The sequence below is a fragment of the Archangium sp. Cb G35 genome (assembly GCF_001896145.1).
GTDB classification, from domain to species: domain Bacteria; phylum Myxococcota; class Myxococcia; order Myxococcales; family Myxococcaceae; genus Archangium; species Archangium violaceum.
Window position 1 is genome coordinate 103,185 of record NZ_MPOI01000007.1, and the last position, 21,362, is coordinate 124,546.

Consider the following 21,362-nt stretch of genomic DNA (forward strand, 5'->3'; position numbering starts at 1 on the left):
CCTCCTTCTCGCGCTCGCTTCACGGCGCCTTCATGGGCCCCGACTCGACACCCGGCCAGGAGCAGATGAGCTCCCGATCCATGAAGACCTCGGCCCCCTCGATGAGGGGATCCAGTCCTCGCGGCGCGGACTCGTTCGGGTTGTCCACCGAGGCCATGATCTCGAAGTTGATGCGCGACGCGCCCAGCCACACGTCCTGGAACAGCCGCGCGGGGTTCGACTTCGGCACGTAGCGGCGCACGACGCGATCCGGCAGGCGCTGGAACGCCTCCGGCACGTCCACGAACTCCAGCTTGTCCCGGAACACCGCCGACTGCCGCTCGAGGTCCAGGTCTTCCGCGAAGCTGTCCCGCCACTGCTGGGGCGTGGCCGCCGACTCGCGCCACGCGACGTTGATGGTGAGCACCACCGTGCCCCGCTGCACCTGGGCCTCGCAGAACAGGGCCTCCCCCACGCTCGTGTCCGGCCTGCGCTCGCGCAGCAGCGTGACCCCCGGCAGCAGCAGGACCACATACTCCGAGGCATTCAGCTCCGCGGCCACTCCGATGAAACCGTCCCCCCACATCGAAACGACACGGTGGCCCTGCACGTTTCCCGAGGTGTAGCGCAGGCTCTCGCTGACCAGCAGAGCCTTGCTCCGCATGATGTTTCCGGCGGTCGTCATGGCTCTTCTCTCCTACGCCCCATCCGCGTGTTCCTCCAAGCCCCGTCCGAAAACCGCCGCCAGCACGCTCCCACAGTGTGGGCTCCCCCCAAGGCCTCCGCCATGGCCCACCCTCCTGGTCGAGGAGGGGTGCACAGACCCTACACCCGGAGTAACCCCTACTGGACACAGTGGCGGGCAAACCCTCCGGGTTCCTGACGTTTTCCGGGGAGGCGAATCGGGAAGAAACGGGGTAGACTGAACTTCCCCCACCCCCCCGCTCGCCCAGCCAAGGACGTCATGGCCCCCCAGGCACAGACCGCTAGTAAAGCCTCCCAGGCCCCCACGACGGACCCGGCCGTCGAGGAGAAGCTGGAGTCGGCGCGCAACTTCACCTTCCATCTGCTCAAGGGCATCAAGCAGATCGGCATGTACCGGCACAACGAGGCCCGCTTCCCCGAGTTCCTCTCCCGGGCCACCGAGGCGCTCGCCGCGTACACCGGCAAGCACGGCCCGCTGTCCCTCAAGGTGGAGCAGCAGAACTTCATGCTGCACGGCGAGCCCACCTTCTCCGAGGACACGCCGCTGCCCTACAAGTTCTTCCGGGACGGCATCCGCCAGCTCATCTTCCGGCCAGGCCTCACCGTCGCGGAGCTGGTGACGTTCACGCTCATCGCCCTGTCCGAGCCCGAGCGCGGCGCCGAGGACGTGCTCGCCCAGTTGTGGCGCTCCGGCCTGGAGCACGTCGAGTACGTCGTCGTCGAAGGCTTCAAGATGGACGAGGTCTCCGAGCAGGAGGTCGAGGTCGAGGTCGACAAGGTGGTCGGCTACCTCTACTCGCGCCTCAAGACGAACTCGGACGACTACCTGCGCTTCGCCCGCCTGAACGCGGAGGACCTGGACTCCAAGCTGGAGGGCGTGGAGCAGATGCGCGGCCTGGTGGTGGCCGGCAACTACGCCTCGGACGACCTCAAGGCCCGGCTCCAGCGGGAAATCACCGAGGAGGAGAACGCCCGGCTCTTCCCCAAGCTGATGAGCGCCATCTTCCAGGTGATCGAAGGAGGCGTGGACGACACGGCGCTGCTCGAGGAGGTCTTCGTGCAGCTGCTGGACGCCATGCTCATCCAGGATGACTACGGCACCATCAACCAGATCGTCCTGAAGATGCGCTCCATGGCGCAGCGCTCGCCCGGAAGCAGCATCGGCTCGCTGCTGGAGCACTTCGTCCTGAAGATGGGCGAGGAGCAGCGCGTGATGCGCGTGGCGGAGATGCTCAAGAGCACGCGCCCCAAGCAGCCGGTGGACATCACCCGCTACCTGCAGGCGCTGGATGCCTCCACCATCTTCACGATGCTCAACGCGCTGGAGACGATCGAAATCCCCGAGAACCGCCTGCTGGTGTGTGACGTGCTGGCGCGCTTCGCGCAGGAGAATCCGCAGCCCTTCGTGCAGCGGTTGGAGTCCGATCGGCCGCAGACCGTGCGCGACATGGTCTACATCCTGGAGAAGAGCAACCACCCGGAACGGGTGAAGATGTTCGGCCTGGTGATGCTCAACAAGAACCTCGCGGTGAAGCTGGAGGTGATGAACATCATCGCCCGGGGCCGCACCGCCGAGGCGCGCAAGCTCATCTTCGAGGCATTCAACGATCCCGCCGCCCAGGTGCGCATGCTGGCGGCCCGGCTGCTGCCCGAGTTCGACCGGGACAAGGCCTACGTGGACCTGGTGAAGCTGATGAAGCACCAGGACTTCGAGAAGAAGAGCATCGAGGAGCGCACGTCCGTCTACACGGCGCTGGGCTCCACGGGCCTGCCGGGGGCCATCTCGATGCTGCTGCAGCTCATCGCGGTGAAGCCCACGCTGCTCAACAAGAAGAAGGTGTTGGAGGACAAGCTGCTGGCCATCGCCGGGCTGGCGGGCGCGTGCTCCATCCCCTCGTACAAGGCCTTGCAGGGCGTGGTGGAGGACAAGAACCAGCCCGTCGAGGTGCTCAACGCCGCGCGCAAGGCCATGTACCAGACGAAGAAGACGCTGTTCGGCGAGACGTCCACCACCGAGGAGGCCTGAACGCCATGATGGACACCCCGTTGAAGGTCACGCAGGCCCAGGAAGAGAACCTCGGCGAGTTCGGCCGCGGCTACTCGGAGAAGCTGCAGACGCTGGCGCGCGGGCTCGTGTCGGGCCTGTACATGCTGATCCGCTCGGTGAAGATGTACGACCCGGAGAACTCGGTCTTCGAGAAGCCGCTGCTCCAGCTGCAGGACATCGTCAACCAGATCATCTCCAAGGAAGGCCGGCTGGAGCTGGTGGGCGTCAAGGACTCCTTCTACCTCAACAACATGCTGGTGAAGGTGGACCTGAACTCCATCGACAACCAGCGCTACCTGCTGGGGGAGATGCGGGCCAAGGACGTGGGCGGCATCTCGCTGAACAAGCTCGTCACGGTGCCGGACCTGAAGAACTTCATCTGGATCTTCAGCAAGGATCAGTCGGCGTCGGTGGACGAGGAGGGCCTGGCGGGCCGCAAGCTGCTCAACATGAAGGTCACCCGCTTCTCCAAGCTGAAGGAGAAGCTCAACCGGGACGAGCTGGCCAACCCGGATGATCAGAAGGTGGACCGCAAGAAGTACGCGATGACGGTGTACTCGCGCGCGGTGTTCTTCCTGACGAAGTACCTGGAGTCGGTGCAGGCCGGCAAGCCGATGAACACGGCGAAGGCGCTGCGGATCGTCCAGGACTTCGTGGACATCTCCTACGAGCAGAAGACGCACTTCCTGGGGATGACCACGCTGAAGAAGAGCGAGGTGGACTACCTCGTCTACCATCAGGTGAACGTGTGCCTGATGAGCGTCGTGTTCGGCATGGAGCTGGGGCTGACCAAGGCCCAGCTGCGGGACCTGGGTTACACGGCGCTCTTCCACGACGCGGGCATGGCGACGCTGCCCGAGGAGCTGTCCACCAAGAAGGGCGCGCTGAGCTCCGAGGAGAAGGCGCTCATCCAGAAGGCGCCGCTCATCTCCATCCGCAACATCCTGATGGAGAAGGGCTTCACGCGCTCCACGCTGCTGCGCGTGGTGACGACGTTCGAGCACAAGGCGGACTTCGGCACGGCGGTGCGCGACGGCCGGGGCAACATCGAGATGATCATCCCGAAGACGAACCTCGGGGTGTACGCGAAGATCCTCGCCATCTGCGATGCGTACGACGCGCTGACGTCGAGGCGGCCCTACCGCGACGCGTACGGCCCCGAGGTGGCACTGATGCTGATGTGGACGGAGATGCGCCACAAGTTCGACCCGGAGCTGCTCCAGGTCTTCATGCGCGTCATGGCCATCCAGCCGGTGAAGGTGCTGAGCCGGCGCCAGCAGTCGATGACGCTCGGCGGCGTGTAGACCCGCCCCTCAGTGCTCCCCGCCGCTCGTGACCTTCAGGCCGACGATGGACGTCAGCAGAAGGACGAGGAAGAAGGCACGCGCGGGGGTGATGGGCTCGTGGAACAGGAAGATGCCCAGCACCGCCGCGCCCAGCGCCCCGATGCCCACCCAGACGGCATAGGCGGTGCCAATCGGCAGGCTCTTCGCCGCCACCCCCAGCAACACCATGCTGGCGATGATGGCACCCACCGTCAGCACCGAAGGCACGAGCCGGGTGAAACCCTCGGTGTACTTGAGTCCAATGGCCCAGCACACCTCGAGCAACCCGGCCACCACGAGCAGGATCCACGCCATGACGCACACTCCTTCTCAGGCGTCGTCTTGTCGTGACCGGGTACGGCGCACCTCGTCCGGGCCCGGCGCGCTCCCCAATGAGCCCGCCAGACAGGGTGGGGAATAACCGCGCCCCACCCCTCGCGTCCAGGAGAACCCTTGGCCGGGCCTACTTCTTCCTGGCCCGGGCCTTGGGTGGAGCCGTGGGCGCACCACTCGCGCGCAGCACCTTCAGCGCGGCGGTGAAGTCCGCGGGCAGCGGCGCCTCCACGTGCAGCACCTTGCCCGTGCGCGGGTGCGGAAGGGACAGCTTCCACGCGTGCAGCGCCTGGCGGCCCAGCACCTCCTCCGCCTCCGCCGCCTTCCCCTTCGCCTTGCGGCTCGCGCCGTACACGCCGTCACACAGCAGCGGATGGCCCGCCTCCGACAGGTGCACGCGGATTTGATGCGTCCGGCCGGTGAGCAGATCCACCTCCACCAGCGCGGCGTCCTCGAAGGCCTCGAGCACGCGGTACTCGGTGATGGCGGGCTTGCCCTCCTTCACCTTGCCGGTGAAGCGCTGGCGGTGCACCGGGTGGCGGCCATACAGCGTCTCGATGCGCGCCTCGGCGGCCTTGGGCGTCCCGTGCACGAGCGCCAGATACGTCTTCTCCACCACCCGCGTCTTGAAGGACTTCTGCAGCGCCACCAGGGCCGACTCGTGCTTGGCCACCACCAGGCAGCCCGTGGTGTCCTTGTCCAGCCGGTGGACGATCCCCGGACGCAGCTCGCCACCCACCCCGGCCAGGTCCTTCACCCGGTGCAGCAGCGCGTTCACCAGCGTCCCCGAGGCATGGCCCGCTCCCGGGTGCACCACCATCCCCGCCGCCTTGTCCACCACGACGAGATCCCGATCCTCGTGCAGCACCGCGAGCGGCAGCTCCTCGGCCACCGGCACCGCCGCCACGGGAGCGGGAATCTGGAGGGTGAGCAACTCACCGCCGCGCAGCCGCTGGGCCACCTTGGCGGGCTTGCCGTCGACGCGCGCATGCCCGGCCTCGATGAGACCCTGGATGCGCGAGCGCGTCAGATCGGAAAAAGCTCGCGCGAGAACCTGATCCAGCCGCTCGCCACGGGACTCGGGCGGGGCACGGAGCTCTCGCGCCTCGGCGGTCACCAGATCTTCGACTTCACGTGCGCCTTGGAGCGCAACACGATGTCGTTGATGGCCCGCTCGAAGAAATTCATCTTCTGGAAGATCTCCGGGCTGACGCGGCTCTTGTAGAGCTCCCGGCCCTCCTCGAGCTCCTCCTTGAGGACCTCGAAGAGGTTGTCCTGCTCGATGCCCTTGATGATCTTCTGCTCGTTGTAGAGCGAGATATCCGAGGCAATCGCGCGGGCCAGCCGCATGGCCTTGATCTTTTCTTCTTCAGTCATCCTGGACCTTTCTAAGCAGGCCCCCCCAGGGTGTCAACTTCGCAGACAGCCCATGGGCACCTGGGGGACGCCCGAGAGTCCCGGAAAGGCTCAACGCGCCTTTTTCTCACCGGATGCGACGAGCCCCATGTAGCTCTTCGACACCCGGAGCGGATCCAGGCCCAGCTCGCGAGCGATGCTCATCAACATGCCGCGCAGATAGACGGAGGCGGGCAGGATGTCATAGCGGTCCGCCTCGATGTTCTCCACGTGGCGGGACGAGATGCGCGTGCGGTCCGCGAGCATCGGGAGCGACAGGTTGCGGCTCTCGCGCACCCGGCGCAGCAGCTCGCCGTTGAACTCGGCATCCGAGGGGATGTCCATCACCGTCTTGAGGCGGGTGCGCGAGTCGCGCGCCTTGGCCGAGACGAGGGCGAGCGCCGACTCGGCGTTGGCGATGGCCGAGGCCTCCGCCAGCACGGGGGCCTCGCCGAGCTGCTGGCCGTTGGGACGGGTGGCGGAAGGAGGCGGCGCGGGGCGGGCGGACTCGGCCTCCGGGCGCACGGGAGCCCGGAGCCCATTGCGCGGCGGCAACGGGGGCGGCACGGTCGAGCCGTGACGGGCCGTCGGAGCCATGGGCCGGGCATGGATGGCCGGCTTGAACCCCGAGACGGGCGCGGGCGTGAGCGACCGGGGCAGGTGGCCCGGCTTCGCGGCCAGGGGCACCAGCGGGAGGGTGGCCGGGGTGGGCTCGGCGGGCGGCGGGGTGCTCGCGGCCGGGGCGTCGGTGGACTCGGATGGATCCGCCGCGGGGACCTCGTCCTCCGGAACGGCGGAAGCGGCAACGGGCCCCGGCCCTGGCTTCGGCTCCGGCGGAGTGACCGCGACGGGCGGCTCGGCGGGCGGCTCGGAGGGCGGCTTCTGGATGGTGGGCTTCGCCTCGGCGGCCACCGGCTCGGACGCGGCCACCGGCTCCACCTCGGCCACCGGCTCCACCTCGGCCACCACCTCCCCGCTCACCACCTCCGCCTCGGGCAGCTCCTCTTCCTGGGTGGCGGGACGGGCCTGGACCTCCGGCTCCACCTCGGCCACGGGCTCCGCCGGGGCGGCGGCCTGCGTGACCGGCGCCTCCCCTGCCCCGTTGGCCGGTGCGGTGTCGGTAGAGTTCTCCGCCGCGCGCTTGAGGGACTCGGCGCGCAGACGGGCCAGTTCCTCGGGCGAACGCGTTACGCCGATCTTCCGGTCGTACTCGATGCGCTGATCCAGCGCGCAGAGCACTTCCATGGCCTGGGTGAGCCGTTCGCGCAGAGCCTCGAGCTGCTCCGGATCCGCCAGCGTGTACACGGCGATGGAGTCGGGTGAGTACGTCTCCATCGCGCGCGCGTAGGCGTCGAGGATCTGATCTTCCGAGGCGGTGACTGCCACCTCCAGGAGCTCGTAATAGGACTGTTGCTCGAAGTGCTTCATGGCGGACATCACTCCGTCACCCCGTCGAGCGCCAGCAGGCGATCGGCGATGCGCTGGATACCGATGGCGGCGGGAGACTCGGGCTTCTCCAGGACGATGGGCCGGCGCTTGCGCACCGCGCGCCAGGCCTCGTCGTCGTAGCGGATGGCCCCCAGGTCATCCATCTCCAGGCCGAAGAACTTCTTCCACGCGGAGACCACCGCGGCGCCCACGTTCAGGTCCCCGTCGGAGCGCGCCTGGTTGAGCACCAGCTTCACGCGGAAGGCGGCCAGTTCCTTCTCCAGCCGCTCGGCGAGCGCGGCGTTCTGCTGCCGCACGTGCTGGATGATCTGATGGGGCGTGCGCGCGGCGCCCTCGCGGGTGGACAGGGCCTTCTCCACCAGGCGCTCGATGCCGTACTGCGACTCCACCTGCTGGAGCCTCCGGTAGAAGGCGGCCTTGATGAAGCGGTAGGCGTTCTCCACCGAGGTGGGCTCGGGCAGCAGCACCAGCACGCCGTGGTCCGCGATGATGAAGAAGTCGAGCGTATTGAAGCTGGAGCCGGCGCCCAGGTCGATGATGAGGTAGTCCACCGACTGGGTCTGCAGGCTGCGCAGCAGCCGCTGCTTCTGGGCGTACTTGATGTTGGCGGCGTCCAGCACGTCCAGCGCGCCGGCGATCAGCGACAGGTTGGCCACACCGGTGGGCACGATGACGTCCTCCAGCCGGGCCTTGGGGCGCAGCATGAAGTCCGACAGGGTGGCCGTGGGTTGGGCCACGCCCAGACAGGTGTGGAGGTTGGCACCGCCCAGGTCCGCGTCCACCAGCAGCACGCGTTGGCCTCGCGAGGCCAGCGCGACACCGAGGTTGGCGGAGACGAGCGACTTGCCGATACCGCCCTTGCCGCCTCCCACCGCGATGATGCGGTGGGGGCGGTGGCGCGCGACGACCCCCGGAGACTCGGGGTCCGTGCGCGCGGCCGCGCCCGCGGGCTGGGCGGGCGGGGACGAACGAGCGGGCTGCGACGCGGAGGAGGGACTGGGGTGACTCAAAGCACCCGTATCAAAACCTGTCCCGCGCTCCGCGTCGACTCCCTGGCCAAGTTAGTTGATGACGATCTGGCAGACGCAGGCCGACGTCCCATCACACGACGCCCCGCCTGAGGTGCGGCAGGCCAGGCCAGCGCAGCACGAGCCGCTCCCCGAGCATGCCTGGCCGCTGGACGAGCAGGTGGCTCCCGGCTCGCAGGTGCCGGTGGTGGAGCCCAGCGGGACCTCGCAGCGCAGGCCGGAGCAGCAGTCCGAGCCGGAGGTACACGTCCCGCTCTGGGGCTGGCACGCCTCGGGTGCCGCGCACTTGCCCGCCGAGCAGATGCTCGAGCAGCACTGCGACCCGGAGGAGCACGTGGTGCCGTTGGCCTGGCACGTACCGCCCGTGCCCGCGTCCGTGGGAGGCGTTCCCCCGTCGTAGGGGGGCGGGGTGTAGCGCACCTGGCACGCCCGGGTCAGCTCGGAGGTCGCCAGACACTCGGTGCCCGCGCAGCACGTCACGCCGCCATCGCCGTCACAGGGCGTACCCACCGGGGCGCACGTCGGCTTCTGGCAGGACAGCCGGCCGGTTCCATCCCCCGCCGGGAGGCACAGGGCGCCATCGCAGCACTGCTCGGAGAACTGGCAGGTGTTGCTTTGCGCGATGCAGCAGGGCGCTTCGCCCGTGTAGCCGGTGGGGCAGGCGCCACTCGGACCGGTACCGCCGCCGAAGCACCGCGGCACGCCGGCGGAGTCCACCCGGCACACTTCCTTCCTGCCGTCGCAGCAGTTCTGGGACGCGTTGATGTCCACGGAGCCACCGTCCGGCAGCGTGCCGGCGCCGCAGATGTTGCCCACGCCGTTGCAGGACTGGCCGTTGTCGCAACGGCCGCCCACGCACTTCACGGTACCGTTGGGGTTGATCACTCCGCCATCGGGGAGCTTGCCACCGCCGCAGCAGTCGCTGTCCTGCTGGCAGTAATTTCCGGTGAGCTTGCAACCCCCCACCGGCTGGCAGACCGTGGCGCCGTAGCCCAGGTCCACGCAGGTGCGCGAGCAGCAGCCGGAGCCGCCACTGCACGGGTTGCCGTCCTGGATGCAGCCGCCACCGCCACCGCCGGTGATCATCTGGCAGCGGCCCACGCCCCCGGCGGTCGCCGAGCACGCGTTGCCGCAGCACTCCGCGTTGGAGGTGCAGATGTCGCCATACGCCTGGCAGGAGTAGGAACGGGCGCAGATGCCGGCCTGGCAATTCTTGGAGCAGCAATCACCATCCACACCGCAGCCCTGGCCCACCACCTTGCACGCGGAGGTGGTGTCACTCGGAATCGGGGCGCACGTGCCGTTGGTGCACGTCTTGGTGCAGCACTGCTCGTTGACGGAGCAGGAGCCACCGATGTCGAGGCACTGGGTGCTGCCGCACGTGCCGTTGCTCAGGCACACGTTGGTGCAGCAGTTGATGCCGGAGGTGCAGGCCTCGCCAGGGGTCCGGCAGAGCGTGTCGGGCTCCGCACAACGGCTATCCGCACCGCAGACGCCGCTACAACACAAGGTACCCGTCCCCGCGTCCTCGGCACGGCTGCAGGCAGCGCCCGTGGCCAGGCACGCCTGGGGCTCACCGCCATCCGGGAGCGTCCCATCGCCGCCGTCATCCGGGGTGACATCTCCACCGTCGTCATTGTTGTTTCCGCCGCCGTCGTCGGTGACGCCCGAGTCCGGCGGCCCATCGACGCCGCCACAGTTACAGCCCGTGATGCTCATGACGAGTGCGAGCGCGCCCAGCACCAGCCAGCGATTTCCCACCATGGATGTCTCCCTGAAAGTCCGAGCGCGGACAGAATCCGTGCTTCGTGGGAGACCCCGCAGGGCCTACAGCGGCCACAACGGCCCGGGCGCCATACAAGCGGCTTGGAAAACTCCAGCGCCGTGGCGGGCGGCCTAGTCGTCGAGCAACTCGACGTTCCAGTACGAGGCGTCGGCCAGGTTCAGGAAAGGCAGCCACTCGCGGTAGGTGATGCGGCGGGAAGCACCGCGGAAGAAGGGCGTCCATCGCGGCCGCGTGGGCACCTTGAGGAGCTTCATGCTCGCCTGCGCCGGTGTGCGTCCGCCCTTCTTGAGGTTGCAAGGCACGCACGAGCACACCACGTTCTCCCAGCTCGTCTTGCCACCCTGCGAGCGGGGGACGACATGGTCCAGGTTCAGGTCCGAGCGCGGCAGTTGCCGGGCGCAGTACTGGCAGGTGTCGTGGTCGCGCGCGTAGATGTTGAGGCGTGAGAAACGGACCCGGCCCTTGGGCAGGTACTCGTAGGCGGAGAGCACCACTACCCGGGGGACGCGGATGCGCCGGTTGATGGTGTTGACGCTGTCATGCGGTGCGCTGGCGCTCAGGGCCGCCCAGTCCTCGAACTCATAGAGGCGGTACTGGGCGTCGATGGCCTTGGCCACGCCCAGGTAGAGCAGCGAGAGGGCGCGCTTCACCGAGGTGACGTGCACCGGTTGATAATTACGGTTCAGGACGAGAACGGCGCTGTTCAACATGGGTGCCTTCCTGTGAGGCCGTACCGACGGCGTCAGCGACCGGCCCGAGGTCCTCCTCCGCCAGACACCGGACGTCCATAACCACCTCGCCGTCCGAGATCCGCCCAATCACCGGAACTCCCGCTCCTCGAAGACATTCCAGGAACGCTGCTGGCTCCCCAACGGTGAGGATGCACGCATAGGACGGCAACCTGGCCAGGGGCATCGCTCCCCCGCCTACCTGCCCCGAGATGGGCGCCACCCGGGCCTTGATTCCCTTCATCACCAGCAGGCCGAGCAGGCGCTCGGCACGCACGCGCAGCTCCTCGACCGGCCAGGTGAGCATCCGGTACGTGGGGATGGCCTCCGGCCGGCCGTCCCGGTACAGCTCCAGCGTGGCCTCCAGGGCCGCCACCGTCATCTTGTCGATACGCAACGCCCGCGTCAGCGGGTGCTTCTTGATGCGGGCGATCAGCTCCGCGCGCCCCACGATGATCCCCGCCTGTGGCCCTCCCAACAGCTTGTCGCCGGAGAAGGCCACCACGTCGGCTCCCGCGGCCACCGTGGCGGGCACGGTGGGCTCTCCCGTGAGACCCTCGCCGGTGAGCGGCACCAGGGCCCCCGAGCCCAGGTCCACGAACACGGGCACCCCGCGCGCGCGGCCGAGCGCGGCCAGGTCCTTCACCTCCACCTCCTCGGTGAAGCCCACCACCGCGAAGTTGGAGCGGTGCACCTTCATCAACACGCCCGTGTCCGGCGTGAGGGCCGACTCGTAGTCCGAGCGCCGCGTGCGGTTGGTGGTGCCCACCTCCACGAGGCGCGCCCCGGACTGCTTCATCACGTCCGGCACCCGGAAGCCGCCGCCGATCTCCACCAACTCGCCGCGCGAGACGATGGCCTCGTGGCCCACCGCCAGCGTGGCGAGCACCAGCAGCGCCGCGCCCGCGCAGTTGTTCACCACCAGGGCGTCCTCGGCGCCGGTGAGCTGGGTGAGCAGTTCCACCACGGGGGCATAGCGGCTGCCGCGCTCACCCTCGTCCAGGTCGTACTCGAGGTTGGAGTAGCCCCGGGCCACCTCGGCCACGCGGGCCACCGCCTCGGGGGCCAGCGGGGCCCGGCCCAGGTTGGTGTGCAACACCACCCCGGTGGCGTTGAGCACGGGCCGCAGGTTGGGCGTGGCCAGCACGCGCAGCGCCTCGTCCACGTCCGAGTCCTCGAAGGGACGGGCCTCGCCGCGCAACAGACGCTCGCGCACGCGGGCCACCGCCAGCCGCAACGCCGCCACGGCCCGGGGACGCGGAATCGCCGCCAGCTTCTCCTCCAGGGAGGGCCGACGCAGGAGCTGCTCAATGGAGGGGAGCGCTCGCAGCAGAGCGTTCTTCCCCCCGTTCTCGGTCGAGGGTGCACCCACGAACCGGATTGTAAGGGGACGGGGGCTCGCGCGCCACCCGGCTCCCCTGCCCTTCACACCGGGTTCACACTACCGGCTGGCCGCTTGCACTCCCGTCACCTTGGCCGGCCGCCCGTAGAGCAGCTGGTAGGTGTTGTAGGAGCGCAGCACCCGCTTGATGTAACCCCGCGTCTCCGCGATGGGCACTTCCTCCACCCACGCGTCCAGCGGCACGCCCGGACGATCCTCGCGCCACCGGTTGATGGCGTTGGGACCGGCGTTGTAGCTGCCCACCGCGTACGGGGTGTGCCCGGAGAAGCGCTTGATGAGCGAGCCCAGGTAGTGCGCACCCAGCCGGATGTTGAGCTCCGGCTCCAGGAGCGACTGGTTCGTCACCTTCTTGAGCTTGAGCTGACGCGCCACCGCCTGCGCCGTGGAGGGCATGAGCTGGGTGAGGCCCAGCGCGCCCGCCCAGGACAGTGCCTTCGGATCCAACGCGCTCTCCTCGCGCATCAGCGCCTGGAGCAGATCCGGCTCCACGCCGGCCGCGGCGGTGTGCTTCTCGATGAGCGGGCGGAAGGCGTTGGGATAGGCCACCTCCCACACCGGCCGCGTCTCCGGGGTGATGCGGCCGCTCAGATCGCGGCGCAGCGCCACGCGGGCCACCGCATGCGCGCCCCGCTCGTCCCCGGACAGGGACAGGAGCTGCACCAGCAGCCGGACATTCTCCGACGGCAGGTTCGTGCGGTTGACGGCGAGCAGCTCCGAGGAGACGGCCTCGGGGAAGCCCAGGCGCATCAGCTCCACGGCGGCGGTGAAGTGTGGATCCTTCTCCATCGCCCCCGCGTGCAGGGGCCACGGGCCACGGCGCTCCTGCTGGGTGAAGTCGATCTGCGGCGCCACGCGCTCCATGCGCGCCGGCTCCAGCTCGGCGAGCATCGTGCGGGCCATCAGTCCGTAATAGGTGGCCGGGTGCTCCACGGCGAGCGTCTCGAAGAGATCCGCCGCGGCCTTCTTGTCGCCCTTGTCTTGCAGGGTGCGCGCCCGCCAGTACTGCGCACGCTCCAGATCGTACGTCTCGTCCGCGTCGGCGAAACGCTTCTCGATCTCCAGGAGCATGGGGACCCCACCGTCCGCGGCCTTCAGCGTGCGGGAGATCCAGAAATCCTTGAAGAGCGCCTCGCCGAGGAAGTCACCCTGGGGGTAGAGCTTCACCAGCTCCTTGAGCCGCTGCGAGGCCAGCTCCAGGCGGCCCGTCTTCACGTAGAGATCCGCGGCGTAGAAGAGCGCGTCGTCGGCGAAGGAGTGGTCCGGGTAGTCGCGGGCGAGCCGCTCGTACGTCTGCGGGCCCTGCACCTGGTCCACGATGGAGCGCGACGAGCCGAGCACGTACATGGCGCGCGGCAGCAGATCGCGCTCCTGGCACTTGTCCACCACGGGGGTGAGCGTGGCGATGGCGCGGCTGTGCTGGCGCTCCTTGCGCAGGCCCTTGCCGAAGGCGAAGTGCGCACGGCAGGCGAGCGCGTCCGGCAGCTTGAGCTTGGGCAGCAGCGGCTCGAGCACGTCCAGGCCCTGCTTGTTGCGGTGCAGCTCGATGAGCTGCTCGGCGCGCGCCACCTTCATCTCGACGGGCGCCTGCTGCCCCTTGAGACGCTTCTCGGCCTGCTGGGCCAGGGCCGACAGGGGATGGTTGGCCCACAGGCGCCAGAGGAACTCACGCTCGCGCGTCTTGTCCTTCTTCTCGGCGGCGATGTCGGCACTGGCCATGAGGGCCTCGGCGGCGACGTTGCGGCCCCAGGACGGCGAGGTGCGGGAAGACAGGGGCGCGAGCGCGGCGAACGCGGCCTCGGAGTCCTTGGCCTTGCGCAGGACGCGGCCGAGCGCCAGACGGGCATCGGCGTACAGCCGGGAGCTCTCGGGCACCTGGGCGAGCAGCACGGCGGCATCCGCGAAGCGCCCGAGCGACTCGAGCGCCACGCCGGCATGGGTGAGGCAGCGATCGGCCAGCGCGGGGTAGTCCTTGGCGAGGGCGGACATCTCCTCGGCGGCGCGCTTGTCGTCCCCGGCGCGCACCGCGCTCAGGGCGCGCAGGTAGCGCACGGGCAGCGCGTTGCCCTCCTTCTCCAGCAGCTCTCGGGCGCGGACGTAGAAGCCCTTGTCGAAGGCCTGCTTGGCCTCCAGGAGCTTGCCCTTGGCGAAGTAGGGCGCCAGGTCGTCCAGGTTGTAGGCGCGGCCCTTGAAGATCTTCGGCGCGACGGGCGCGGGCGGAGGGGGATCCGGGAAGGCCGGGTTGAGCACCTCCACATACCCGGGAGGCACGAGGACCTTCTCGGCATCCGGAGGTGGGGAGAGCTGGGCCTCGGACGGGGCCTGGCCCGTGAGCGCCTGGGGAGCCGCCGAGGGCTCCTCGGTGAGGGGCGCCTGGGCGAAGGCCAGGGAGGTGGCCGCGGCGGCGGCGGCAAGCAGGGGAACGAAGGCTTTCATACGGGATGGGCCCTCAGGTGATGGGCCTGGGCAGCCACGGAGACAACTGGAAGCAGGGAAAAAATTTCCGCGAACGAACGGAGGTTAGACTGCGCACCACGCATGGACATCCGGACACAGAGCGCACTCCTCGCATCCATCATCGGGTTGGCGCTGGGCGTTTCCATGTTGTTGAGGGCGGGACGTCCACGGGTGCTCACGCTCTACTCCGTCTTCGCGTTGACAGTAGGCGGGTACTACCTCTCCAGCTTCTTCCACAGCCTCTTCTCACGCGCCGAGTACCCCTGGGTGTCGAGGGTGGCGGTGGGTGCCACCATTCTACTGGCTTCGCTGATTCCTGGCGCGGCCGTTGCCTTCTTCCTCGAATTCCTGGGGGTCAGCAAGGGAACACATCTGCTCGGCAGGCGGCTCGCCGTGCTCTCCGCCGTGTTCGGCCTGGGCGTGGCGGTGTCGCCCCTGGCCCACAATGGGTGGGCGAAGCTGGCCATGGGCGCCTGGGTGCTCGGTGCACTGCTGGGCTCGGTGTCGTTGCTGCTCCGACGAGTCAGCACCACCGAGTCGCGCATCGAGCGGTTGCGCCAGACGTACCTGGCCATCGGCGCGGGGGCGTCCATCCTCTTCACGGCGTTGGATCTGCTCGAGCGCTACGGCCTGCCCTTCCCCACCCTGGGGCCGGTCTTCACCACGCTCTATCTGTTCTTCCTGGCCCAGACGCTGCTGCGGCTGCGGCTGATGGACCTGCACGAGCTGCTGGGGAAGATCGCCTCGCAGACGGTGCTGGCCACCATCCTGGCCGCGGTGTTCACCGTGCTGACGGTGTGGGTGGACCAGAACAACACCTCGCTCTTCGTGTTCAACACGGTGGTGGCGGCCTTCGTGGTGCTCATCCTCCTGGAGCCCCTGAGGGTGAAGGTGGAGGAGCAGGTGGTGGCCATCTTCTTCCGCGAGCGCTTCGAGCTGCTGCGGGTGCTGGGCAACGCGCGGGCGAGGATGGCGGGCGTCATTGAAATCTCCGAGCTGGCGCGGATGGTGCTGGACGCGCTGCACGAGTCGGGGCGCATTACTCATGCCTCGCTGTACCTGTTGGCGGAGGACAGGCCGGGCTACCGGCTGCTGGACGCCCGGGGACCGGCGCCGGTGAGCTTCCTGGACACGGGCGCGGCGAGGGGCGTGCTGTTCGCGGTGGCGTCAGGACAGAAGGCGGTGCTGCTGGAGAACGTGGAGCGGCGCATCGCGGTGCTGCGGCAGCAGGCGGTGGAGGGCAAGCGCTTCCGGGACGAGCTCAAGCGGCTCAACGACACGCGGGCGGCGCTGTTGCAGATGAAGGGCGGCATCACGGTGCCGCTGCTGGGCAATGACCGCGTCATCGGCTTCCTGAACCTGTGGGACGAGCGGGTGCCTGAGGCGTACGCCTCGGACGAGATCGCCCTCATCCTGGAGGTGGCCGAGCGGCTGGCGACGGCACTGGAGAACTCGAAGCTGTACGAGAAGATCCGCGAGCGAGATCGCCTGGCGGCGCTGGGTGAGATGGCGGCGGGTCTGGCGCATGAGATCCGCAATCCGCTGGGCGCCATCAAGGGCGCGGCGCAGTGCCTGGATCCGAAGCGGCTGCCAGGGGAGGAAGGCGAGTTCCTGGAGGTGATCGTCGAGGAGGTGAACCGCCTGAACGGGGTGGTGTCGGCGTTCCTCGACTACGCGAGGCCGCTGAAGCAGACCTTCGGGCCCACGGATCTGAACGAGGTGGTGACGCGGACGGTGCGGCTCATCCAGAACGAGATGCCGCCGGGCATCGAGCTCAAGGTGGAGCAGGAAGAGTCCATGCCGAGGGTGGAGGCGGACGCGGAGCAGCTCAAGCAGGTGCTGATCAACCTGGTGCAGAACGCGATGCAGGCGATGGCCGACACCGGGGGCATCATCACGGTGAAGACGGTGAGGCCGGATCGCTTCACGGACTTCCGCCCGACCGGGGATTCGTTCGTGGAACTGCACGTGACGGACACGGGCCCGGGGATTCCGCAGGATCAGCAGCAGCACATCTTCGTGCCCTTCTACACGACGAAGCAGAAGGGCACGGGACTGGGACTGGCCATCTGCCAGCGCATCGTGAAGAACCACGGTGGAACGCTGTCGGTGCAGAGCAAGCCGGACGAGGGGGCCACGTTCATCATCCGCATGCCCGCGCCCCCGTCCGAACCGGTTCCGATTCCGGATCCGATCCTCATGGACGGAACGCCCTTCCCCACCACGAAACCCACCGAGGGGAAGGCATCAGATGGCGGCCTCCCGGACAGCAGCACGCCGCCGCCCAAACCCGAGCGCAAGCCGAAGCGCGACAAGAAGCGCCGCACGGGCTGAGGGAGCATTCGAGAAGACCGGGGCGCCAGCTACTCGACTGAGCGTCGGCCACGAGCCTTGGGCTTCTTGCGGCGTTTGGGTTCTTCCGGGGCCTGTTCGGAGCCAAGACCGATGAGACTCTTGGCCCGCTCAAGCGAGAACTCGATCTGCTCCCGCGCCGCAGGATGCGGCGGCTTGATGCGAGCCCGCCGCTCGAAGTCAGCGATGAGCGCGGCCGTCCTGCGCAACCCCACTTGAGACCCTCTGGCTGCCTGCGCCGCCCAGCCACAGACCAACAAGCGATCGTCCATTGAGGAGAAGCCGAGCCGTTCCATCCGCCGCAAATACGGCGAAAACCTTCTCCAAGGACCGGAACGCGTCTCCATGAGCAGGGTCTTGGTGATCCGCCTCTGCACTTGTCTTTTGCCGGTCGCGGTACGCATCTCCTTCAGAGATCGCTTTTCGAACCGTTTGATTGCCGGAATCTTCTCGGCGATGGGCGCGCGCAGAAGCGACAGGTAGAAGCGATCCCATTTCTGGGCGAACCGCCCCAACCCCTCCTCCTCTACCTTGGTCAGATGCCTGGACATGGCAGGCGTACTCCATTCCACGTGTAGATCGCTTCTGGCCAGAAACCATTGGATGTGCAGTAGGCCAGACACGAAGCACAGCGGCTATAGCCCGCAGCATGACCACTCATGCTGCCGCCGCCAGCCTCGGTACACCTGACGTAATAGTCTTCGCATCGATCCTTGGTACCCCGCTCCGGGTCAACCGTTTCACCCTTGACGAGTTCCTCGCCCGTACCGGGCGGCATGACCGGTCCGGGGCCTTTAGGTCTGGGCGCCTTGGGCGCCATCCCCAATTGTTCACAGGCTGCTGCCGATCCATTCTTGCACGCACAATCCAGCGTGCTCGCACAGTCTGGACCAGGTCCGGGTCCCACGGACTGATGCAACTGCCGCGGACCGACGCCAACACAGCCCACGAGACAGAAGCACGTCAGAGACAGCCAGACGAAGGAGTGCATTCCTTCATCCAAGCACCAACTTCTTTCTCGAATGCGCAGCCCACGCAGCCCAACGTCCAACACCCGACTTGGACGCCAATGCCCCGGCTCCGTGCTCGACAGACGCTCTACTGGAGGAACTTCCACGCCACGAGCGAGCAGAAGCCTCCGTAGTAGAGCACCGTGTTGGCGACCTCCACAAACCGCCGCACGCCCCCCGCCTGCCGCGGGGAGAACCACGCCCCCGCGAAGGCCACCAGCTCGGCCAGGACGCGCCAGATGCTCGCGAACAGCACCAGCAACGCGGTGAAGTAGGCCCAGTATGTGAAGAAGCTCTGCAGGTACGGCCACAGCCCGTACATGCGGTACTGTGCGAACGGCCCACCGAAGGTGATGCGCTGGTTGAGCTGGAACATGATGATGCCAGGCACCAGCGGGAACAGCACGAACTTGAGCGCCAGGTAGTACCAGCGCTGGCGCATGACCGTGGCCCGGGCGTGCGCGAAGGCCGTGAGGGGGTGATCCGCCTCCTTCCCCATCGTATCCAACACCGGCAGTGGATCCGCCACCTGCAACTCGTACTGGAAGCCTCGCCCCGACTTCATCCGCAGCGACAGTCCCGCCCCCGGCAACGGCAACCGCCAGACCCGGGCGGACTCCACCGACGCGACGGGAATCTCGAACCGATCGCCTCGGCGCTCCAACACGAACTGTGAGGGCTCGATGGAGAAGGTCGCGGCGGAGAGCCAGCGGATGAGCCAGTTGAGGCCAAACAGGCCCAGCGCGATCAACACGAGCCAACCCGCCAGGGCCGGCGGCTTGGGGTTCATCGCCCCCGTGAAGGTGCCGGCCACGACGAGCGCCGAGGCGCAGAGGAGATCGGCCCTCATCAGCACCTGGAGCAGGGAGCTGACGAGACGCAGGGCGAGCGGGTAGGCGTGGACCTGGAAGCGCGGGGCCACGGGCTGGCCGTGGGCGGAAGGCACTACGGGAGCATCGGCGGCTGGCATGGGGCTCATGGGGAACGATTGCCCGGGCGGCAGGGGGCCCGTAGCATACGAGTCCCGGAGAACAGGGGCGAGAATGGGTTCGCAGCATCCCGAGTACGAGCGGCACGTCGACAGCGACGGCGTGACCCGCATCCAGCGCAAGCGCACCAGCAGCGGCATGTGGATCGTCGGGCTGGGGCTCGGCTTCACCGTCGTGTGTCTGCTCTTGAGTGCCTGGCTCGTGTCCTCGCCGGCTCCCGTGCCCGCCACTCCCGAGACCGAACCCGTGAGGCTCGCGCAGGGAACACCCGCGCCCTCCCCCACTCCGTCCCGTTCCGCACCGAAAACCACCCCGCGGCCCCAGAACCTCCCGGCCCAGCCGTCCTCCGAGCCCGCCCCCCAGGAGGAGCCCGTGCCACAGGACGCGGCGCCCGCAGGACCCGCGGAGGGCATCAACCTGTACCGCCAGGGTACCAGCCCCCTCAAACAGGGCATCATCGTCCCCGAGAACTTCGAGCTGCCTCCCGGCTACGTGCGCCACTACCAGTCCACGGACAACGGAGAGGGCATCAAGCCGATCCTCATGTTCCATCCGGACTACAAGCCGGTGGACTCGAAGGGAGAGCCGGTCGAGCTGCCCTCCAACCGGGTCGTCCCGCCCGAGCTGGCGCCCTCGGGCATGCCCATCGAAATCCTGGAGCTGCCCGAAGGGCCAGAGGGAGTGGAGCCCATTCCATGAGCACGCTGGCGGTCCGCGCGAAGCGCCTGGCGCTCCAGCTGCTCGGCGCGGCGGGCACCGCGGGCCTCGTGTGGCTCTTCGGAAGCCTGGAGGCCCGCTGGGTGGCGGTGACCTGGGTGTGTCTCGTGCCCTGGTTGCTGGTGCTGGACCGCGTCGACAGCCGGCGCGAGGCCGTGCTCTCGGGCGTGGTGATGGGGCTGGTCTTCACGGCCGCCATCTTCGGATGGTTCCCCGGAGCCCTTCAGAGCTACTCCGGAGCGCCCCTGGCGCTGTGCTGGCTCGCCCTGCTGGCACTGGCGCCCTTCATGGAGCTGCAGTTCATCACCTTCGCGCTCACCCGCTATCACCTGCGGCGCACCACCCGGGAGGACCCCCGGGCCTTCTGGCGCGTCACGCTCACGGGCGCGCTCGTGTACGTGGGCACCGAGTGGGTGAGCCCCAAGCTCTTCGCCGAGACCCTCGGGCAGGGCTTCATCGCCTCCGAGTCCCTGCGCCAGGGCGCCGACATCGCCGGGGCGCATGGGCTCACGCTCGTGCTCGTCATCGTCAACACGTGCGTGCTCGAGGCTGGCAGGGTCTTCGTGGCCCACGGTGTACGTGAGGGCTCGCGGCGCGCATTGGCTCCGGTGGCCATGGGGGCGGCGCTCGTGCTGGCCTGCTTCGGGTACGGCCAGTTCCGCTACCGGCAGGTGGCCGCGCTCGAGTCCCCCGCGCAGCAGCTCACTGCCGGTGTCGTCCAGGCCAACATCACGAAGTACGAGAAGCTCGCGGCGGAGATGGGCACGTACGACGTGGTGCGGATGATCCTCGACACGCACTACCGGCTCTCGGCCGAGCTGCTCCAGAACCGGAAGCTGGATCTGCTCATCTGGCCCGAGACGGTGTACCCGACGACCTTCGGCACACCCAAGAGCGACGCGGGCGCCGAGTTCGACGCGGAGATCCGCGAGTTCGTCTCGCGCGCCGAGGTGCCCCTGCTCTTCGGCACGTACGACCTGGAGCAGGAGCGCGAGTACAACGCCGCCATGTTCCTGGGCCCGGGGCGAAACGGAACGCTGGAGCGCTCGGCCTACCGCAAGACGATGCTCTTCCCGCTGACGGAGTGGGTCCCCGAGCTGATCGACTCGCAGTGGCTGCGCGAGCGGCTGCCCTGGACGGGCTACTGGAAGCGAGGGCCCGGTCCCCAGACGATGGCACTCCAGCTCGGCGGAGGCCGGGCGATCACCGTGGCCCCCCTCATCTGCTACGAGTCCATCTTCCCCAGCTACGTCGCCGAGGAGGCGCGCCGGGGGGCCGAGCTCATCATCACGCTGTCCAATGACTCGTGGTTCTCCGGTACGCCCGCGCCGAAGCTGCATCTGATGCACGCGGCGTTTCGCAGCATCGAGACGCGGTTGCCGCAGGTGCGCGTCACCAACTCGGGCATCTCCGCCCTCATCAGTTCCACGGGCGAGGTGCTCGCCGAAGTGCCGGATGATCACCGCGCGAGTCTGGCCGTGACTGTGCCCCTCACTCCCCGCGTGTCCACGTTGATGGTGGCCTGGGGGGACTGGCTGGGTCCCACCGCCCTGGTGCTGAGCATGGTGCTGCTCCTCGCGCCCTCGCTCCTGGCGCGGCGCAAGGCACGGCAGGCCGCGTAGGCCGGTTGTTCAAGGCGTAACCCCGGCGCCCGTCCTCGATT

Annotated in this window: 17 protein-coding genes and 1 riboswitch; of the genes, 5 read left to right on the top strand and 12 right to left on the bottom strand. The window is 68.3% G+C overall.

The annotated features are described in order from the left end of the window. Nucleotides 1-19: 19 nt before the first annotated feature. Nucleotides 20-664 carry a hypothetical protein gene (locus BO221_RS21950; protein ID WP_073562450.1) on the bottom strand — a complete coding sequence of 215 codons (645 nt, stop codon included), beginning with the start codon at nucleotides 662-664 and terminating at the stop codon, nucleotides 20-22. 279 nt (nucleotides 665-943) lie between these two features. Here BO221_RS21950 and BO221_RS21955 point away from each other — a divergent pair, with 279 nt between their 5' ends. Both BO221_RS21955 and BO221_RS21960 read left to right on the top strand, forming a co-directional pair. Next, on the top strand, nucleotides 944-2,710 hold the full coding sequence (locus BO221_RS21955; RefSeq protein ID WP_073562451.1) for a HEAT repeat domain-containing protein: 1,767 nt from the start codon (nucleotides 944-946) through the stop codon (nucleotides 2,708-2,710). Nucleotides 2,711-2,718: 8 nt separating this feature from the next. Then, nucleotides 2,719-4,035: an HD-GYP domain-containing protein gene (locus BO221_RS21960; protein WP_073562815.1), complete on the top strand. Its 1,317-nt coding sequence runs from the start codon at nucleotides 2,719-2,721 to the stop codon at nucleotides 4,033-4,035. Nucleotides 4,036-4,044: 9 nt separating this feature from the next. Here BO221_RS21960 and sugE read toward each other — a convergent pair whose 3' ends face one another. From sugE to BO221_RS22005, 9 genes are all read right to left on the bottom strand, one after another. Then, nucleotides 4,045-4,371, bottom strand: a complete 327-nt coding sequence (gene sugE / locus BO221_RS21965; protein WP_073562452.1) for a quaternary ammonium compound efflux SMR transporter SugE — start codon at nucleotides 4,369-4,371, stop codon at nucleotides 4,045-4,047. A gap of 16 nt (nucleotides 4,372-4,387) precedes the next feature. After that, a riboswitch (guanidine-III (ykkC-III) riboswitch) is annotated at nucleotides 4,388-4,445 on the bottom strand. 74 nt (nucleotides 4,446-4,519) lie between these two features. Further along, nucleotides 4,520-5,509, bottom strand: a complete 990-nt coding sequence (locus BO221_RS21970) for an RluA family pseudouridine synthase (protein WP_073562453.1) — start codon at nucleotides 5,507-5,509, stop codon at nucleotides 4,520-4,522. Further along, nucleotides 5,503-5,766, bottom strand: coding sequence for a hypothetical protein (locus BO221_RS21975; protein ID WP_047858179.1), 264 nt, complete (start codon nucleotides 5,764-5,766; stop codon nucleotides 5,503-5,505). The genes BO221_RS21970 and BO221_RS21975 overlap by 7 nt, the downstream gene beginning before the upstream one ends. Before the next feature lie 90 nt (nucleotides 5,767-5,856). Further along, complete coding sequence (locus BO221_RS21980) at nucleotides 5,857-7,221, bottom strand: helix-turn-helix domain-containing protein (RefSeq protein WP_073562454.1); 1,365 nt, start codon at nucleotides 7,219-7,221, stop codon at nucleotides 5,857-5,859. Next, nucleotides 7,221-8,105, bottom strand: coding sequence for a P-loop NTPase (locus BO221_RS21985; protein WP_073562816.1), 885 nt, complete (start codon nucleotides 8,103-8,105; stop codon nucleotides 7,221-7,223). Before BO221_RS21985 ends, BO221_RS21980 begins: the two co-directional genes overlap by 1 nt. 189 nt (nucleotides 8,106-8,294) lie before the next feature. Then, on the bottom strand, nucleotides 8,295-10,025 hold the full coding sequence (locus BO221_RS21990) for a hypothetical protein (RefSeq protein ID WP_073562455.1): 1,731 nt from the start codon (nucleotides 10,023-10,025) through the stop codon (nucleotides 8,295-8,297). Between the two features lie 132 nt (nucleotides 10,026-10,157). Further along, on the bottom strand, nucleotides 10,158-10,757 hold the full coding sequence (locus tag BO221_RS21995) for an HNH endonuclease (protein WP_073562456.1): 600 nt from the start codon (nucleotides 10,755-10,757) through the stop codon (nucleotides 10,158-10,160). Then, nucleotides 10,723-12,147 carry an L-seryl-tRNA(Sec) selenium transferase gene (gene selA, locus BO221_RS22000; protein WP_073562457.1) on the bottom strand — a complete coding sequence of 475 codons (1,425 nt, stop codon included), beginning with the start codon at nucleotides 12,145-12,147 and terminating at the stop codon, nucleotides 10,723-10,725. Before selA ends, BO221_RS21995 begins: the two co-directional genes overlap by 35 nt. 69 nt (nucleotides 12,148-12,216) lie before the next feature. Next, nucleotides 12,217-14,610, bottom strand: a complete 2,394-nt coding sequence (locus BO221_RS22005) for a transglycosylase SLT domain-containing protein (RefSeq protein WP_073562458.1) — start codon at nucleotides 14,608-14,610, stop codon at nucleotides 12,217-12,219. 102 nt (nucleotides 14,611-14,712) lie between these two features. Between BO221_RS22005 and BO221_RS22010 the strand changes: the two genes are divergently transcribed. Then, nucleotides 14,713-16,965: an ATP-binding protein gene (locus tag BO221_RS22010; RefSeq protein WP_073562459.1), complete on the top strand. Its 2,253-nt coding sequence runs from the start codon at nucleotides 14,713-14,715 to the stop codon at nucleotides 16,963-16,965. Between the two features lie 29 nt (nucleotides 16,966-16,994). Here BO221_RS22010 and BO221_RS22015 read toward each other — a convergent pair whose 3' ends face one another. Both BO221_RS22015 and BO221_RS22020 read right to left on the bottom strand, forming a co-directional pair. After that, nucleotides 16,995-17,534, bottom strand: coding sequence for a hypothetical protein (locus BO221_RS22015; RefSeq protein ID WP_073562460.1), 540 nt, complete (start codon nucleotides 17,532-17,534; stop codon nucleotides 16,995-16,997). A gap of 547 nt (nucleotides 17,535-18,081) precedes the next feature. Continuing rightward, nucleotides 18,082-18,972 carry a hypothetical protein gene (locus BO221_RS22020; protein ID WP_233166204.1) on the bottom strand — a complete coding sequence of 297 codons (891 nt, stop codon included), beginning with the start codon at nucleotides 18,970-18,972 and terminating at the stop codon, nucleotides 18,082-18,084. Between the two features lie 64 nt (nucleotides 18,973-19,036). On the opposite strand from BO221_RS22020, the gene BO221_RS22025 reads away from it, so the two are divergent. Together BO221_RS22025 and lnt are read left to right on the top strand one after the other, a co-directional pair. Then, nucleotides 19,037-19,681: a hypothetical protein gene (locus BO221_RS22025; protein WP_073562462.1), complete on the top strand. Its 645-nt coding sequence runs from the start codon at nucleotides 19,037-19,039 to the stop codon at nucleotides 19,679-19,681. Then, nucleotides 19,678-21,321: an apolipoprotein N-acyltransferase gene (lnt, locus tag BO221_RS22030; RefSeq protein WP_073562463.1), complete on the top strand. Its 1,644-nt coding sequence runs from the start codon at nucleotides 19,678-19,680 to the stop codon at nucleotides 21,319-21,321. Before BO221_RS22025 ends, lnt begins: the two co-directional genes overlap by 4 nt. The last annotated feature ends 41 nt before the right edge of the window (nucleotides 21,322-21,362 follow it).